The organism is Microbacterium sp. (assembly GCF_036566905.1).
In the GTDB taxonomy this organism is placed as follows: Bacteria; Actinomycetota; Actinomycetes; order Actinomycetales; family Microbacteriaceae; genus Microbacterium.
In genome coordinates this window covers 1-15,696 of the sequence record NZ_DATCVK010000114.1, presented here as the reverse complement: position 1 = coordinate 15,696, position 15,696 = coordinate 1, and the positions used below count along the sequence as shown (strand labels likewise).

The 15,696-nt window shown below is 71.7% G+C and carries 16 protein-coding genes and 3 tRNA genes; 8 read left to right on the top strand and 11 right to left on the bottom strand.

Going from position 1 to position 15,696, the window contains the following annotated elements; all coding sequences use genetic code 11:
- Positions 1 to 16: 16 nt before the first annotated feature.
- Together VIP82_RS08490 and VIP82_RS08485 are read left to right on the top strand one after the other, a co-directional pair.
- Complete coding sequence (locus tag VIP82_RS08490) at positions 17 to 379, top strand: YidH family protein (protein WP_331907581.1); 363 nt, start codon at positions 17 to 19, stop codon at positions 377 to 379.
- Positions 376 to 732 (top strand): DUF202 domain-containing protein, encoded by a 357-nt coding sequence (locus tag VIP82_RS08485; protein WP_331907579.1) that lies wholly within the window; start codon positions 376 to 378, stop codon positions 730 to 732. Before VIP82_RS08490 ends, VIP82_RS08485 begins: the two co-directional genes overlap by 4 nt.
- A gap of 52 nt (positions 733 to 784) precedes the next feature.
- On the opposite strand, the gene VIP82_RS08480 is transcribed toward VIP82_RS08485, so the two are convergent.
- Positions 785 to 857 (bottom strand) — tRNA-Glu (locus VIP82_RS08480).
- 42 nt (positions 858 to 899) lie between these two features.
- Positions 900 to 975: transfer RNA gene (locus tag VIP82_RS08475), tRNA-Glu, on the bottom strand.
- Between the two features lie 118 nt (positions 976 to 1,093).
- Between VIP82_RS08475 and VIP82_RS08470 the strand changes: the two genes are divergently transcribed.
- Positions 1,094 to 1,732: an MBL fold metallo-hydrolase gene (locus tag VIP82_RS08470; RefSeq protein ID WP_331907577.1), complete on the top strand. Its 639-nt coding sequence runs from the start codon at positions 1,094 to 1,096 to the stop codon at positions 1,730 to 1,732.
- Between the two features lie 112 nt (positions 1,733 to 1,844).
- Here VIP82_RS08470 and VIP82_RS08465 read toward each other — a convergent pair whose 3' ends face one another.
- From VIP82_RS08465 to VIP82_RS08450, 4 genes are all read right to left on the bottom strand, one after another.
- On the bottom strand, positions 1,845 to 2,114 hold the full coding sequence (locus VIP82_RS08465) for an HPr family phosphocarrier protein (protein ID WP_331907575.1): 270 nt from the start codon (positions 2,112 to 2,114) through the stop codon (positions 1,845 to 1,847).
- A 65-nt stretch (positions 2,115 to 2,179) separates the two neighbouring features.
- Complete coding sequence (locus VIP82_RS08460) at positions 2,180 to 4,240, bottom strand: PTS fructose transporter subunit IIABC (RefSeq protein ID WP_331907573.1); 2,061 nt, start codon at positions 4,238 to 4,240, stop codon at positions 2,180 to 2,182.
- A gap of 29 nt (positions 4,241 to 4,269) precedes the next feature.
- Positions 4,270 to 5,211: a 1-phosphofructokinase gene (gene pfkB / locus VIP82_RS08455; RefSeq protein ID WP_331907571.1), complete on the bottom strand. Its 942-nt coding sequence runs from the start codon at positions 5,209 to 5,211 to the stop codon at positions 4,270 to 4,272.
- Positions 5,208 to 5,987 carry a DeoR/GlpR family DNA-binding transcription regulator gene (locus VIP82_RS08450; RefSeq protein WP_331907569.1) on the bottom strand — a complete coding sequence of 260 codons (780 nt, stop codon included), beginning with the start codon at positions 5,985 to 5,987 and terminating at the stop codon, positions 5,208 to 5,210. Before VIP82_RS08450 ends, pfkB begins: the two co-directional genes overlap by 4 nt.
- A gap of 87 nt (positions 5,988 to 6,074) precedes the next feature.
- Here VIP82_RS08450 and VIP82_RS08445 point away from each other — a divergent pair, with 87 nt between their 5' ends.
- The gene (locus VIP82_RS08445) at positions 6,075 to 7,001 is read left to right on the top strand and encodes an aminoglycoside phosphotransferase family protein (RefSeq protein ID WP_331907567.1); all 927 of its coding nucleotides are present in this window, start codon (positions 6,075 to 6,077) and stop codon (positions 6,999 to 7,001) included.
- Between the two features lie 39 nt (positions 7,002 to 7,040).
- On the opposite strand, the gene VIP82_RS08440 is transcribed toward VIP82_RS08445, so the two are convergent.
- The 5 genes from VIP82_RS08440 to VIP82_RS08420 all read right to left on the bottom strand — a co-directional run bounded on the left by VIP82_RS08440 (position 7,041) and on the right by VIP82_RS08420 (position 11,850).
- Positions 7,041 to 7,547, bottom strand: a complete 507-nt coding sequence (locus VIP82_RS08440) for a hypothetical protein (RefSeq protein WP_331907565.1) — start codon at positions 7,545 to 7,547, stop codon at positions 7,041 to 7,043.
- A gap of 29 nt (positions 7,548 to 7,576) precedes the next feature.
- On the bottom strand, positions 7,577 to 8,854 hold the full coding sequence (locus VIP82_RS08435; protein ID WP_331907563.1) for a serine/threonine-protein kinase: 1,278 nt from the start codon (positions 8,852 to 8,854) through the stop codon (positions 7,577 to 7,579).
- 267 nt (positions 8,855 to 9,121) lie between these two features.
- A tRNA-Gln gene (locus VIP82_RS08430) sits at positions 9,122 to 9,196 on the bottom strand.
- 105 nt (positions 9,197 to 9,301) lie between these two features.
- Positions 9,302 to 10,834 carry a glutamate--tRNA ligase gene (gene gltX, locus VIP82_RS08425; RefSeq protein ID WP_331907561.1) on the bottom strand — a complete coding sequence of 511 codons (1,533 nt, stop codon included), beginning with the start codon at positions 10,832 to 10,834 and terminating at the stop codon, positions 9,302 to 9,304.
- 11 nt (positions 10,835 to 10,845) lie between these two features.
- Positions 10,846 to 11,850 (bottom strand): LysR family transcriptional regulator, encoded by a 1,005-nt coding sequence (locus VIP82_RS08420; RefSeq protein WP_414684640.1) that lies wholly within the window; start codon positions 11,848 to 11,850, stop codon positions 10,846 to 10,848.
- An 81-nt stretch (positions 11,851 to 11,931) separates the two neighbouring features.
- Here VIP82_RS08420 and VIP82_RS08415 point away from each other — a divergent pair, with 81 nt between their 5' ends.
- The 4 genes from VIP82_RS08415 to VIP82_RS08400 form a co-directional block, all read left to right on the top strand.
- On the top strand, positions 11,932 to 12,999 hold the full coding sequence (locus tag VIP82_RS08415; protein WP_331907558.1) for an aminotransferase class V-fold PLP-dependent enzyme: 1,068 nt from the start codon (positions 11,932 to 11,934) through the stop codon (positions 12,997 to 12,999).
- A 77-nt stretch (positions 13,000 to 13,076) separates the two neighbouring features.
- The gene (locus VIP82_RS08410; RefSeq protein WP_331907556.1) at positions 13,077 to 14,744 is read left to right on the top strand and encodes an N-acyl-D-amino-acid deacylase family protein; all 1,668 of its coding nucleotides are present in this window, start codon (positions 13,077 to 13,079) and stop codon (positions 14,742 to 14,744) included.
- The gene (locus VIP82_RS08405; RefSeq protein ID WP_331907554.1) at positions 14,741 to 15,127 is read left to right on the top strand and encodes a RidA family protein; all 387 of its coding nucleotides are present in this window, start codon (positions 14,741 to 14,743) and stop codon (positions 15,125 to 15,127) included. Before VIP82_RS08410 ends, VIP82_RS08405 begins: the two co-directional genes overlap by 4 nt.
- On the top strand, positions 15,124 to 15,696 hold a 573-nt coding region (locus VIP82_RS08400), incomplete at its 3' end, for a type III PLP-dependent enzyme domain-containing protein (RefSeq protein ID WP_527250128.1). The genes VIP82_RS08405 and VIP82_RS08400, both read left to right, overlap by 4 nt.

Here is a 15,696-nt window from a genome sequence, read left to right as displayed (position 1 = left end):
CCGATACTGTGGAGCGGTGACTCGCAGCAGATTCCCCCGGTCGGTCTACCGGACGGGGACTGATCCGGACGCGCGGTTCAGTCTGGCCAACGAGCGCACCTTCCTGGCGTGGAACCGCACCGCCCTGGCGCTGCTCGCGGGCGGTGTGGCGCTGGAGGCGCTCGGCCTGGATCTGCAGCCGGATCTCCGCCTCGCGGCATCCCTCATCCTGATCGCTGCCGGCGTGGTGATCCCTGTGCTCGCCTGGCTCGAATGGGGCCGCACGGAGCGCGCCCTGCGCGCCGGCTCCCCCCTTCCCGGCTCGGTGACCAGCGCCGCGCTCGCGGCCACGATCGTGCTGGTCGGGGTGCTCGTCCTCCTCGGCGTCGTGCTGGCATGAGCGCGCAGCGGCTCTTCGATCCCGGACTGCAGCCCGAGCGCACTGAGCTCGCGTGGCGGCGCACAGCCCTCGCGATCGGGGTCGGATCGCTGCTCGCGCTCCGCGTGCTGCCGGCGATCGCGCCCACGCCCGAGCTGCAGCCGGTGTGGCTCGCTCCCGGCATCCTCGGGCTGGTGTTCGCGGTGCTGCTGTGGGCACGGGCGCGGGCGCGCCAGACGGACGTCAGCCGGGCACTCCTGCAGGATCCGCCCGGCGACCTGCCGGGCGCCGGCCTCCTGCTGCTCCTGACGGTCTTCGTCATCGGGTGCGGTGCGGTGTCAGCCCTGATCGTGCTGCTGCCGTACGTGCTGTAGCCGCTGACGCGAGAAGCCCGGTCCTGGTGGACCGGGCTTCTCGACTCATCTGTGACCCCAGCGGGATTCGAACCCGCGTTACCGCCGTGAGAGGGCGGCGTACTAGGCCGCTATACGATGGGGCCGTACAGCGTGCCGCAGTGGCTGCTGCGACGTTGCTGCCTGACTGGTGACCCCAGCGGGATTCGAACCCGCGTTACCGCCGTGAGAGGGCGGCGTACTAGGCCGCTATACGATGGGGCCGTTCAGGCAACCGTTCGATTATGCCACGTCGCATATGCCCGGTCCAAATCGACACGGGTCGCGGCGCCGACCTCGCGTGCGGCTTGCCCGCGCGGCCCCGGGGCGCTTGACTCGTCGCATGCGAGTCACGAAGTTCGAGCACGCGACACTCACCCTCTTCAACGCCGGGAAGACGCTGGTCGTCGACCCTGGGTCGTTCACCGCCCCCCTCGGTGAGCTCGAGAGCGTGGTGGCGATCGTCATCACCCACGAGCACCCCGACCACTGGACGTCGGACCACCTCGACCGCATCCTCGGCACGTTCCCGGGCATCCCTGTCTACGGACCCGAGGGCGTGGCCAAGGCCGCGGCCGAGTACGACATCACCGTCGTGCACCCTGGCGACGTCGTGGAGGTCGAGCCGTTCCGCCTCGAGTTCTTCGGCGGCCGCCACGCGCTCATCCACGAGTCGGTGCCGGTGGTCGACAACGTGGGCGTGCTCGTCAACGACGAGTTCTACTATCCCGGCGACTCGTACGCCGTCCCCGAGGGACGCGAGGTGAAGCTGCTCGCCGCGCCCGTCGGGGCGCCGTGGCTCAAGATCGGCGAGGCCATGGACTTCGTGCTGGCTGTCGCACCGCGCCGCGTCTTCGGCACGCACGACCTCACCCTGTCGGTGGCGGGCCGCGACAGCGGGCGATTCCGCCTCGGCTGGGCCGCCGAGCAGCACGGCGGCGAGCTCGTGAACCTCGATCCGGGCGACTCCACCGACGTGTGACCCGACGGCGGCCGCGAAACGCGGACGACGGATGCCGCAGCAGCTTCGATCTGCGGCATCCGTCGTCCGGGTGCGATCCGCCTGGCGCTGACGCCGTGCGGACGGTCGGGGCCTACTGCGCGTCGAGGTCCGTCTCGAGCAGCGCGACGAGTGCGTCGAGGGCGTCCTCGGCGCCGTCGCCGTCGGCCTTCAGCGTGACGACGGTCCCCTGCGAGGCGCCGAGTCCCATCAGCGACAGGATGCTGCCGGCGTTGAGGTCGGCGCCGCCCTCGACGGCGATGGTCACCGGGACCGACTGCGCCTGCACGGCCTGGACGAAGAGCTTCGCGGGGCGTGCGTGGAGTCCTGAGCTGCTGGCGATGGTGGCCTGACGTTCTGCCATGGTTCTCTCCTGTCTGCGTCGGACCTCTGCGCGGTCGACGATTCCGATTCTGTCGGACGAGGGCCTCAGGCCGCCACGGGTAGGCCAGACTCGAGCGCTTCGGCCTGCTCGAGCTCCTTGCGGCCCACCCACTTCTTCAGCGCGATGACGGCGAGAGCGCTGACGACCGTACCGGCCGCGATCGCCACCAGGAAGCCCCAGACGGGGTTGATGGCGAAGAACACGAAGATGCCGCCGTGGGGCGCGAGCGATTGGACCGCGAACACCATGCTGAGGGCGCCTGTCACCGCGCCGCCGACGAGCGAAGCCGGGATGACCCGCAGCGGATCCGCGGCAGCGAACGGGATCGCGCCCTCGCTGATGAAGGCCGCGCCGAGCAGCCACGCCGCTTTGCCGTTCTCCCTTTCGACGGGCGGGAAGAGGTCGCGCGCGAGGACCGTGGATGCCAGGGCCATCGCGAGCGGCGGCACCATTCCCGCAGCCATCACCGCCGCCATGATCAGGTAGGGCGTGGTGTTCTCGGGAGAGGCGGTGGCCAGCCCCGCCACCGCGAACGCGTAGGCGACCTTGTTGACCGGCCCACCCAGGTCGAAGCACATCATCAGACCCAGCACGATCCCGACGACGACGATCCCCGACGTGCCTGCGAGCTCATTGAGCCAGTCCGTCAGCCACACCATCAATGTCGCGATCGGACGGCCGAGGAAGAGCACCATGAGCCCGGAGGCCACGATGGATGCCAGCAGCGGGATGATCGCGACGGGCATGAGCCCGCGCAGCCAACGGGGCACGCGCCACGTGCCGATCCACCACGCGGTGACACCCGCGAGCAGACCACCCACGATGCCGCCGATGAAGCCGGCATTCATCGTGACCGCGATCGCTCCGGCGACGAAGCCCGGGGCGATGCCCGGTCGATCCGCTATCGCGAAGGAGATGTACCCCGCGAGTGCCGAGACCAGGAAGCCCATCGACGCGGCGCCGATCGCGAAGGCGACCGAGCCCAGATAGATCCCGAGTCCGCCTTCGGGAAGGTCCCACAGCGAGTTCGTGACGATCACCGTGGTCGCATTGTCCGGCGCTGAGTAGTCGTCCCCGAAGAACAGGAAGCCGAGGGCGATGAGCAGACCGCCGCCGGCGACGAACGGGATCATGTAGCTGACGCCGGTGAGCAGGATCCGCTGGATGCGGGCGCCCCACGAGAGCTTCTCACCCGCGACGGCCGTCGCGGCGGCGGCCTCACCGCCGACGCGGGCCGCGTTCGGGTTGTTCGCCGCGGCCACCGCCTCGGCGATGAGCTGATCGGGCTGTTCGATACCGCGCTTGACGCCGGAGCGCACGACGGGCTTGCCCGCGAACCGCTGCGGCTCGCGCACGTCGACATCGGTGGCGAAGATCACGGCGTCGGCTCCTTGGATGACGTCCGCCGGGAGTGCCTGGTAGCCGCTCGAGCCCTGCGGCTCGACGACGAGGTCGATTCCGGCCTTCTTGCCCGCCGCCGTCAGGGCGTCGGCCGCCATGAAGGTGTGTGCGATGCCCGTCGCGCAGGCCGTCACCGCGACGACACGGGCGGGGCGGCCGTCGACTGCGAGCCCGGCTGCGACTGCAGGCTGGGTCGAACCTGCGGCGATGGGCGCCGAGGCCTCGGGCGCCGGCGGTGCGGCAGCGGCATCGCGCTCCCCGATCGCCGTCTGCACGATCGCGACCACCTCTTCGTCCGTCGTCGCTGCGCGCAGGCCCTCGGTGAAGTCCGCCTGCATGAGACTGCGAGCGAGCTTCGACAGCACGGCCAGGTGCGCCTCGGCGGCGTCGGCCGGCGCCGCGATGAGGAACACGAGATCGGCCGCGCCATCCGGAGCGCCGAAGTCGACGCCCGGAGTCAGCCGTGCGAAGGCGAGCGAGGGAGTGGTGACGGCCGCGCTCTTGGCGTGCGGGATCGCGATGCCGCCGGGCAGCCCGGTCTCGTCCTTCTCCTCGCGCGCCCAGGCGTCGTCGAAGAGCGCCTGCGCGTCGGTCGCGCGACCCTGTGCGACGACGCGTGCGGCGAGAGAACGGATGACGTCGGACTTGTCGGCGCCCAAGGGGACGTCGAGGCTGACCAGGCCTGTGGTGATGGTGTCGGACACGGTGACCTCCTGCGGTCGTGGGGTGGGTTCTAGGCGAGACGGGCGACGGGCACGTCGCCCGTCGGAAGATCTGGGGGCGTCGGCGCTTGCGTACCGGGGAGGGATGCCGCCGCCGCGCCGTAGCGGATGGCGAGGCGCAGCCGTTCCTCGTGGTCGGCTCCCCGCGTCGCGGCGAGCACGTAGCCGGCGAGCGAGCTGTCACCCGCGCCGACGGTGCTGCGCACCTGGATCCGTGGCGGCCGCGCCAGCCACGCGCCCTCGGCGGTGACCAGCACGGCGCCGCGAGAGCCCAGTGTGATGAGGGCAGCGCCGACGCGCGCGGGTACGAGCGATCGGGCGACCTCGAGGACGGCGGCGGTGTCGGCGCCGTCGAGCGGCATGCCCGCGAGCTCGCCGAGCTCGTCGTCGTTGGGTTTGATGAGGTCGGGGGCGCCGTCGGCGACGACGGCCGCGAGAGCCGGTCCTGAGGCATCCACGGCGATGAACGGGGAGGCCGTGCCGTGGGTGGCCCGCACGGCGCGCATGATCCGGACGTAGAAGTCGTCGGCGACACCGGGCGGCAGCGAGCCGGCGAGGACGAGCCATCCGGCACCGGCGGAAGCGCCCACCACGGCGTCGACGACTGCGGCCGCCTCATCGGTCGACAGCTCGGCACCCGGCAGGTTGAGCTTCGTGGTCACTCCGGCGGGATCCGTGATCGCGAGGTTCGCGCGGACGTGGCCACGGACGGGCACCGGCCGCGTGCGGAGCACGGCCTCGCGCAGCGCCGCCTCGAACGGGTCACCCGCAGCGAGCGGCAGGACGGCGAGGCAGTCCTCACCCGCGGCGGCGATCGCGCGGGCGACGTTGATGCCCTTGCCGCCGGCATCCTCACGCGCCGAATCGGCGCTCTGGACGTCGCCGACCTGCAGCGGAGCCGGCAGCACGACCGTGCGGTCGAGTGAGGGGTTGGCGGTCAGCGTGACGATCATGCGAGCCAGACCTCCACGTCGGCGTCCGCGAGCGCGTCGGCCAGTTCGGGGTCAGGTGCGGCATCCGTGACGAGCACGTCCACGTCCGACAGGGACGCGAAGCCGACGAGCAGCTCCGCGCCGAGCTTCTCGGCGTCGGCGACGACCACCACGCGTCGCGCCGATGCGACGATCGCGCGCTTCACGGCCGCCTCGTCGGGATCCGGCGTGCTGAGGCCGAACGAAGCCGACACCCCGTTCGTGCCGATGAACGCGACGTCCGGCCGCATCCCCCCGATGGCGTGCACGGTGTCGGCGCCGACCGCGGCGGCGGTGAGTCCGCGCACCCGCCCGCCGACGAAGGAGAGCGAGGCGCCGGGGACGCCGGCGAGGGCGTTGCCGAGAGTCAGCGAGTGGGTGACGACCTCGATCGGCGTGCCCGCGAGGCGCGGAATGAGCGCCGAAGCGACCGCCGCCGTGGTCGTGCCGGCGTCGAGGAACACCGATCCGGTGAAGTCGCGGCCGAGAGCGTCCAGTGCCCGTCGCCCGATCGCCTCCTTGGCGCTGCCGTGGTGCTCGAGTCGCTCGGCCAGCGACGGCTCGCGCGTGCTCGCGCGCTCGCGCCCGACCGCTCCCCCGTGCACGCGGCGCAGGGCGCCTGCGGATTCGAGGTGGTCGAGGTCGCGGCGGACGGTCTCCGTGGTGACGTCGAAGCGGTCGGCGAGGTCGACCACGCTCACCCGGCCCTGCGCGGCCAGCAGGCTTTCGATCTGCTCGTGGCGCTCCGTCGCGTACATCTGCACACCCTTCGTTGGATTCCCACACAATACAACACATTCCAACATAAACACAACCACGCCACGAACGGCGAGTATCTTCGTACGGTGCCCGACAAGCCCGCTGCCAAGCTCGACATCGACAACTCGCTCATCCGCGCTCTCCTCGCCGAGCAGGCCACGCACGCGATTCCCGATGCCGTCACGCTCCCGCTCGACAAAGTGGCCGAAGGCTGGGACAGCGAGGTCTGGAGGCTCGGAGAAGACCACGCGGTGCGACTTCCCCGGCGGGCGCTGGCCGCCCCGCTGGTGAGGCACGAGCAGCTGGTCCTTCCGGCGATCGCGGAGAGGCTCACGCCGATCGGCGTGCGGGTGCCGGCGCCGGTCGTCCGCGGTGTCGCGGGCAGCGGGTACCCGTGGGCCTGGTCGATCGTTCCGTGGATCGACGGCGACCGCGCGCTCGACGAGCCGGCAGCCGAGCGGGGCGCCTGGGCGGAGACGCTCGCACGTGCGCTCGGAGCCCTCCATGTCGATGCTCCCGCGGACCACCCGGTCAACCCGTTCCGGGGGGTTCCGCTGGCGGCGCGTACCGGGGCGGTCACCGAGCGACTCGACGCCCTGCGCGCGGCAGGCACGCTGGACGCGGCGTCCGCCACCGCACTCGAAGACATCTGGCGGCGGGGCCTCGAGGCGGCCCCATGGAGCCGCGCCCCCGTCTGGATCCACGGCGACCTGCACCCCGGCAACCTCATTTCGCACGAGGGCGCACTGGCGGGCATCATCGACTTCGGCGACGTGACCGCCGGCGATCCGGCGTACGACCTCGCCGTCGCCTGGCTCGCGTTCGATGCGCCCGGCCGCGCCCGCTTCATCGCCGCGACGGGCGGGCGCTACGACGCCGCGACCTGGCGACGCGCGCACGCGTGGGCAGCAGCCGTCGTGCTCATGCTCGTCGCCCACAGCGACGACAATCCCGACTACTTCGCCTTGGGGACGGATGCCGCTGCCCAGGTCATCGCCGACGGCAGGGGGTGACGCCACGCGACGCCGGTGCGCGGTTCCGGCTCGCCGGCGTCATCGGCTGCTCAGCACCTCGGTGGCAGCGATCTTCAGGACGCCGCCCTCGTCCGCGAACCGGTAGGCCGTGACCTCCTCCACCACGCGGCCGTCGCGGAAGTAGTACGTCAGCGTCGCCTGCCCGCTGTCGGGTCCGGTGGCGCTGACCTCTGCGATCGAGACATCCGAGATCGCAGACCAGAACTCCTCGTACCCGCCGCGACCGCCGGCATGGTTCTCCTGATAGTCCGCGGTCATCAGCGGCCAGGCGCCGTCGCGATTCTCGGGCATCAGCGCGTAGTACCCCGAGATCGTGTCGACCACGCGCTGCTCGGGCGACACCGGAGCGGGGTCGGGCTCAGTGTCCTCCTCCGGCGGCGCCGAAGCCGCCGGCGCGGGCGGCACCGCCTCCGGCTCGGGCGACTCCTCGGCAGGGCTCGTCTCCTCGGCGGGAGTCGACGACGAGGCCGGCGCCGGCTCCGCGTCGGGCTGGACCCCCGGCCTCGGCAGGGTGAACAGCAGCACGGCACCGACCCCGACCGCGACCAGGAGGATCAGCGCGGCGGCGATGACTCCCGCTCGGCGCCGCGGGGCGGGGCGAGGATCCGCAGGCGACGCCTCTGTCGTCCATGACGGCGCCTCGCCGTGCCCACCGCCGCACCGGCGGGCACGGCCGGCCGCAGCCGTTCCGTCTCGGCCGTCGGAGGCTCGTATCGGGTCGGCTGATCGACCGGGACCGTCTTTCCGGTCGGCAGTCGTGCCGTCGCAGAATCGGCGGGCGTGCGAGGAGCCGTCTCGGGGTCCTGATCGGGGCCGAGGTCGGCAGGGATGGTCGGCGGTGTGGGTGGGGGCTGCTCGGCGTCTTCGTCCCACGCGTCCTCGAGCGGGACCGTCGGCGGCGTGGATGTGTCGTGTGCCACGGTCTCCGCGTCGGTCTCCCCTGACCCTCCGGCAGTCGCGGCGTCGAAGCCGAGCGCGAGCAGACCCGCCGAGACGGCCCGGTCAGCGGCACTCTCGCGCTGAAGCGATCCCAGCGCCTCGGCGACCCACTCCATGGCCGGTCGCCGCTTCGGCTGGGTTGCGAGCATCTTGCGCAGGATCGGCGCCAGCGGCCCCGCGTGCTTCGGCGGCGGATATCCGCCGCGGGCGACCCGGTGCAGCAAGGCGATGGAATTGCGGTCGATGCCGAACGGCGGCTCGCCCTCGAGCATCGCGTACAGAGTCGATCCGAGCGAGAACACGTCGGAGGCGAAGCTCGTGGGCAGTCCTCGCGCCGCCTCGGGGGCGAGGTAGGCCGGCGTGCCGTGGACGATCCCCGTCGCGGTGATGGTCGCGTCGCCCAGGGCGTGCGAGATGCCGAAGTCGCTGATCAGTGCCGAGCCGTCGGCCGCGACGAGGATGTTCCCGGGCTTCACGTCTCGGTGGACGATCTTGAGGGCGTGTGCTGCGGCCAGAGCGGACGCGACTTCCGCGCCGATGCGCGCCGTCTCGGCCGGCGTGAAGGTGCCGTGCTCGCGCAAGAGCTCGGAGAGCGGTGTGGACTCGATCAGTTGCATCACGATGCAGGGCTGACCGTCGTGCTCCACGACGTCGAACACGGTGACCGCATGAGGATGATGAAGCCCCGCGGTGATGCGCGCCTCCCTCATGGCGCGGTCCGTCGCGACCTGGCGTTCGTGGTCGGTGAGCTCCGGCTGGGTGCGCAGCATCTTCAGGGCGACCGGCCGGCGCAGGAGGGAGTCCCACGCCTGCCACACGATGCCCATCCCGCCCGCGCCCAGCATCTTGACGAGCCGGTAGCGGTCAGCGACGAGGGCGGTAGGAGTACTCATGGGTGTGCCGCCCCTCGAACCTCCCGTGAAGGCTACGCCGCCGTCAGCGGTGTCAGAGGGGGTTGCGCTGGGCGGCTCCGTGTGGAAGCAGAGAGGTCCTCCGTCGACGACGCGGCTGAGCGCTGGGGAAGATCTGTGAGATCACGGATCTTCGCGCCGGAGAAGGATGCGGCAACCCGAGGGATCGCCGGCGCCGGAGGGCGCACGAGCCTGCGTACGCCGCTCTCAGAGAAACGAAAAACCCCCGCTGAGCGGGGGTTTTCTCGTTGGCTGGGGTACCTGGACTCGAACCAAGAACAAAGGTACCAGAAACCTCCGTGTTGCCAATTACACCATACCCCAAGGCTGTCAGCCGAAGCCGTGCCGAGGACCAAGTCTACGCGACTTCGGCGGCTCTTCCAAACCGACACGGCCCGCTGCGCATCCCGGGCGAGTCACGCTGAGCGACTACGCGACCCGGAACGCCACCAGTGCCTCGAGTCGACGGATCGACTCGGACTTGCCGAGCAGCTCCATGGACTCGAACAGCGGCGGCGACACGCGACGGCCGCTGAGGGCGACGCGCAGCGGGCCGTACGCCACGCGCGGCTTGAGCCCCAGGCCCCCGTCCTCGACGGGTGAGATCAGCGTGCCGGCGAGGGCATCCTGCACGGCGGCGGCGGTGAACTCGGTGTCGGGCACGAGCTCGAGCGCGCCGACCGACGCGATGAGCACCTCGTTCGCGTTCGCCGGCAGGGAGGCGAGGGCATCGTCCTGGTACGTCACGACGTCGGTGAAGAGGAAACCCAGCAGGCCGGGAGCGTCGCCGAGCAGCTGCATCCGCTCCTGGACGAGCGGGGCGGCTGCCGCGAGCATCGCCGCCTGCGTGGGCGTCGGGCTCGCGTCGATCACGCCGGCGGCCGAGAGGTAGGGCACGAGCCGCTCGGCGAAGTCCGCAGGCTCCAGCATCCGGATGTGGTCGCCGTTGATCGACTCCGCCTTCTTCTGGTCGAAGCGGGCGGGGTTCGGGTTCACGTCGACGATGTCGAACGCCGCGACGAGCTCTTCGAGCGAGAAGACGTCGCGATCCGGTGCGATCGACCAGCCGAGGAGGGCGAGGTAGTTGAGGAGGCCCTCGTGGACGAAGCCCTTCTCGCGCTGCAGGAAGAGGTCGGCCTTCGGGTCGCGCTTGGAGAGCTTCTTGTTCCCCTCTTCGCCCAGCACGAGAGGCATGTGCGCGAAGCGCGGGATGAACGTCGTGATGCCGGCATCCACCAGCGCGCCGTACAGTGCGAGCTGGCGCGCGGTGGAGGGCATGAGGTCTTCGCCGCGGATGACGTGCGTGATGCCCATGAGCGCGTCGTCGACCGGATTGACGAACGGGTACAGCGGCACGCCGCCGGCCCGCACGAGCACGAAGTCGGGGAACGATCCCGCTGGGAACGTCACTTCGCCGCGGATGAGATCGACGTAGGTGAGGTCCTCGTCGGGCACGCGCAGACGCCAGGCGGGCTCGCGGCCCTCGGCGCGGAACGCCGCCTTCTGCTCGTCGGTGAGCTCGCGGTCGAAGTTGTCGTAGCCGAGCTGCTTCGCTCGCCCGTTGGCCTCGTTGCGCGCGTCGATCTCTTCAGCTGTCGAGTAGCTCTCGTACACGGCGCCCGCGGCGATGAGGCGGTCGAGCACCTCGCGATAGATGCCGTGGCGCTCGGACTGCCGGTACGGCGCGTGAGGCCCGCCCACCTCGACGCCCTCGTCCCAGTCGATCTTCAGCCACCGCAGGGCGTCGAGCAGCTGCAGGTAGCTCTCCTCGCTGTCGCGCGCCGAGTCGGTGTCTTCGATGCGGAAGACCAGCTTGCCGCCGTTGTGGCGCGCATACGCCCAGTTGAACAGCACCGTGCGGATCAGGCCGACGTGTGGCAGTCCCGTCGGTGAGGGGCAGAACCGGACGCGGACGTCGGCGCCGGTGGCGGTGGTGGTGCGGGGATCAGGCGAAGAAGGCATCGCGTCCGAGTTTAGTTGGCCGAGGCGGCGGCGGTCGGCCCTGCACTGTCGTGGGATGCCGCCGCCGCGCGCTCATCAGCGGCGCCCGCGATGAGGCGTGCCAGGGCGTCGAGCGTCGCCCGCACGGCGGGCACCCGGTCGGCACCGCGCGCCGTGACGGTGTGGATGCGCCGCTGCTCCCCGATCGGAAGCGGCACGATCGCCACCCCGGGCAGCTGCGGGAACGACTCCACGGCCATCCGCGGCAGCGTCGCGACGCCGATGCCCTGGGCGACGAGCCCTTCGACAGCGACGAAGTTGTCGGTCTCGAAGGCGATGCGCGGAGCGAAGCCGGCCCGACCGCACAGCTCGAGCAGGTGACCGCGGCACCGAGGACAGCCGGCGATCCAGTCCTCGCCGGCGAGCACGGCGACGTCGAGTGCACCGGCGGTCGCCGCGGGGTGCCCGGCCGGGAGGACGGCGAGCAGCTCATCGGCGCCGACGGTGGTGACCGAGAGCCCCCGGGCACTCGATCCGTGCGGGTCGTCGCGGTCGCCCGGATAGCTGAAGGTGAGGGCGATGTCGGTGCGGTCCTCGCGCACCGCCTCCACGGCCTCGGGCGGCTCGGCCTCGACGTACGTGAGCGAGATCCCCGGATGCCGCTGCGCCAGGTCTGCGAGCAGGCGCGGGACGATGGTGGGAGACGCCGACGGGAACGCCACCAGCCGCACGCGTGCGGCGCGCAGTCCCCGCAGCTCGGCCAGTTCGCCGGCCGCGGCATCCAGAGCCGTCGTCACGGCGGGTGCATGCCGGGCGAGGACCCTCCCGGCATCGGTGAGTCGCACGGTGCGCCCGACCCGCTCGACGACGGCGACACCGAGCCGCTGCTCGAGGCGCTTGAGCTGCTGGCTGACCGCGGGCTGGCTGTACCCGAGAGCGAGGGCGGCACCGGTGATGGACCCGGCATCGGCGACGGCCTTCACGATCCGCAGTTCGCGCGCGTCGAACCCGGGGTCGTCCTCGAATACGTCGGTCACCCGCCAATCATAAGTCCCTGTTATGTGTCGCATGGGACACCTGCCATAGACATGAGCAATCCGCGGGTTCACTCTGGATGCATGCCCGCCCTCACCGACTCCCCCGCGCTCACCGCCGCGCGCCGCGAGTTCGACGGTGGCCGCGACTACCTGGCCGCGTGCACGGTGGGCCTGCCCAGTCGCGCGACGCGACGCGCCGTCATCGCGGACTTGGATGCCGCCGGAGGCGGCCGACCCGACCTCGCCGCATACTGCGCGGCGGTCGAGCGATCGCGGGGACTGTTCGGGTCGCTGGTCGACGTGGGCGCCGAGCGCGTCGCGATCGGCTCGCAGACGTCGGTCGCGGCCGGCCTCGTCGCCTCGGCACTGCCCGACGGAGCCGAGGTGCTTGTCCCCGACGGCGAGTTCTCGTCGATGGTGCTGCCCTTCGTGCACGCCGGCAGAGGCCTCGTCGTGCGCACGGCGCCCCTCCACGATCTCGCGGCGCACGTGCGGCCGAGCACGGCACTCGTCGCATTCTCCGTCGTGCAATCGGCCACCGGAGAGGTGGCGGATGCCGCCGCCATCGTCGCCGCCGCGTCGCGGCACGGCGCACTCACGCTCTGCGACGCGACCCAGGCTGTCGGCTGGCTGCCGGTCGCGGCATCCGACTTCGATGCCGTGGTGTGCCACGCCTACAAATGGCTCTGCGCGCCGCGTGGTGTGTCGTTCCTGACCGTCTCGGACAGGCTCGCCGCGCGTATGACCCCGCTCAACGCCGGGTGGTACGCCGGCGACGATCCGTGGGCGTCGTGCTACGGCGGCGATGTCGAGCTGGCCCCGGACGCCCGCCGGTTCGACGTGTCGCCGGCCTGGCAGGCGTTCGTCGGAGCTGCACCGGCGCTCGAGCTGTTCGCCGCACTCGAGCCGGCCGAACTGCACGCGCACGCGACCGGGCTCGCCGCCGCCTTCCGCGCCGGACGCGGCATCCCGGAACCCGAGCGGGCTTCGGCGATCGTCACGTGGGACGACCCTGACGGCGAGGAGCTCGCCCGGCTCACCACCGCGGGGATCACCGCGTCGGGTCGATCCGGCCGCGCACGCGTGGCGTTCCACATCTTCAACGACGAAGACGACGTCGACCTCGCGCTCGCGGCGCTCGGCCACTGACGCCTGCGCCGCTCGGCGCCGACTGCGTAGACTGCCCCCGCGGGTCAGCCGGGGCCTGCGCACCCACGGAGACCGCGATGACTGCCCACCCCCACCGCACGGTGCTGCGCGGCGGGACTGTGATCGACGGGACGGGTGCACCGAGACGGGTCGCCGACGTGGAGATCATCGGCGACGTCATCGGCCGGGTCGGCGGCGACATCGAGCCGCGACACGCCGACCACACCGTGGACTGCACCGGCCGTTTCGTGATGCCCGGCTTCATCGACGCCCACGCGCATGCCGACGGCGCGGTCTTCCGGACCGACGTGCAGCTCGCACTGCTGCGTCAGGGCGTCACGACCGTGATCGGCGGCCAGGACGGCGTCTCGTACGCCCCCGGCGACGGCACGTGGGCCGGGCGCTACTTCGCGGCCATCAACGGCTCGCATCCGACGTACACGGGCGGCGGGGTCGGCGAGCTGCTGCGCTCGTATGACGCCACCACGCCCGTCAATGTCGGCTACCTCGTGCCCGCCGGCACCGTCCGTCACGAGGTCATGGGCATGAACGCCGGCCGAGCGGATGCCGCACAGCTCGCCCGCATGCGGCAGCTCGTGGCCGACGGTCTCGACCACGGCGCACTGGGACTGTCGACGGGTCTCGACTACGTCCCCGGTTTCTTCGCCGACACCGCGGAGCTGGCCGCGCTGTGCGCCCCCGTCGCCGAGGCGGGCGGCCTGTACGTGACGCACATGCGGGGCGGCTACGAGGCGAACACCGCGGCCGGCCTCCGCGAGGTCGTCGCGATCTGCGCCGCCGGCGACGCGCACGCCGGCGTCCGCGGCCACGTCTCGCACCTGCACGTGGACGCGAGCGACGCCGAGCGCCTGCTCGCCGAGGCTGCGGCATCCGGTGCCGATCTCTCGTTCGACATGTACCCGTACACGCGGGGCTGCACGCTGCTGTCGATGGCGGTGCTGCCGCCGGAGTACAGCGCCCTCGATGTCGAGCGGGCCGTCACGCGACTGTCCGATCCCGCCGAGCGCGCGCAGCTGCGCGAGGAGTGGTTCCCCTCCGTCGCGCACAAGCCGAGCCTCGGGCCGCAGTGGCCCTCGATGATCCGCGTCGCGCATACGCCCGCCGTGGGGTGGGCATGGACGCCCGGCCTGACGCTGGCCGAGATCGCCGCCCGGCGCGGGACCTCCGTCGAGGACGCGACGCTGGATCTCCTGGTCTCCGGACGCCTCGAGGTCAGCGCGGTCATGGCCGTGCGCGACGAGCGACCGGTCGAGAATCTCGCACGCCTGTTCGCGCATCCCGCGCACACCGGAGGCTCGGACGGCATCTTCGTGGGTGCGGTCCCCCACCCGCGCGCGTGGGGCGCCTTCGCCCGTTACCTCGCCGCCTACATCGGCCGGTCGTTCACGTGGGAGGCCGCGGCGGTCCATCTCGCCGCCCACACCGCCGACCGCTTCGGCCTGCACGATCGCGGCATCCTGCGTATCGGAAACGCGGCCGACATCGCGATCGTCGATCCATCGACGGCGACGGATGCCGCGACCTACGACGCGCCCCGGCAGCCGGCCCGCGGCATCGACGACGTGTTCGTCAACGGCCGGCAGGTGCTCCGCGGCGGCACGCTCACCGGCGTCCATGCCGGAAGAGGACTGCGCCGTTCTCCCGCTCCCCTGTCGCGAACGGCGGGTGCCGCGCACCGATCGCGACAGGCGAGCCCTCAGACCTCGACGAAAGGAACACCATGACCAAGCACGCCGTCCTCATCGAGAACGCGCCCTCGCCCGCCGGACCCTACAGCCACGGCGTCGCGGCGGCAGGGCTGCTGTTCACCGCGGGCTTCGGCCCGCAGGACCCCGCGACCGGAGAGGTCGTGCCCGGCGGCGTGTATGAGCAGACGCAGCAGGTGCTGCGCAATGTCGGCAGCGTGCTCGCGGCCAAGGGTGCCTCGTTCGACGACGTCGTCAAGGTCACCGCGCACCTGCAGCACCTCAAGCGCGATTTCGCCGAGTACAACCGCGCCTACGCCGAATTCTTCCGGGAGCCGTACCCGGTGCGCACGACCGTCGGCTCGGACCTGTACGACATCCTCGTCGAGATCGACGTCGTCGCGGTCCTCCCTGCCGAATGACGGCCTCGTCGCCGCGCGAGGTCGCCGGCCGCGTGCTCGAACCCCGCGACAAGGGTCTGCCGGCGGATGCCGCAGGGCTCACCGTCGCCGAGTTCCTGACCGGTGAGCCGCGGCTGGCCGACCTGTGGACCCCGCTTCTCGTGCTCGACGACGGCGCTCTCGACGACAACATCGCCTTCCTCGCCGGCTGGGTCGCCGAACGCGGGCTGGAGCTGATGCCGCACGGCAAGACCACGATGGCGCCCCAGCTCTGGCGGCGGCAGCTGGATGCGGGCGCGACGGGCATCACGCTCGCGACGCCGTCGCAGGTGCGCGTGGCCGTGGACGCCGGCATCCCGGCCGTCATGCTCGCGAACCAGCTGGTACAGCCCGATGCCATCCGGTGGATGGCGGACGTCGTCGCCGCCGGCACGCGGGTGTGGAGCTGGGTCGACGATCCCGCCGGCATCGACGCCATCGAGCGCGCACTGGGCGCCTCCGCCACGCGTCCGCTGGAAGTGCTCGTCGACGTCGGGCGCCCGGGCGGACGCACCGGCGCCCGCTCGCTCGACGCGGCGGTCGCGGTCGCG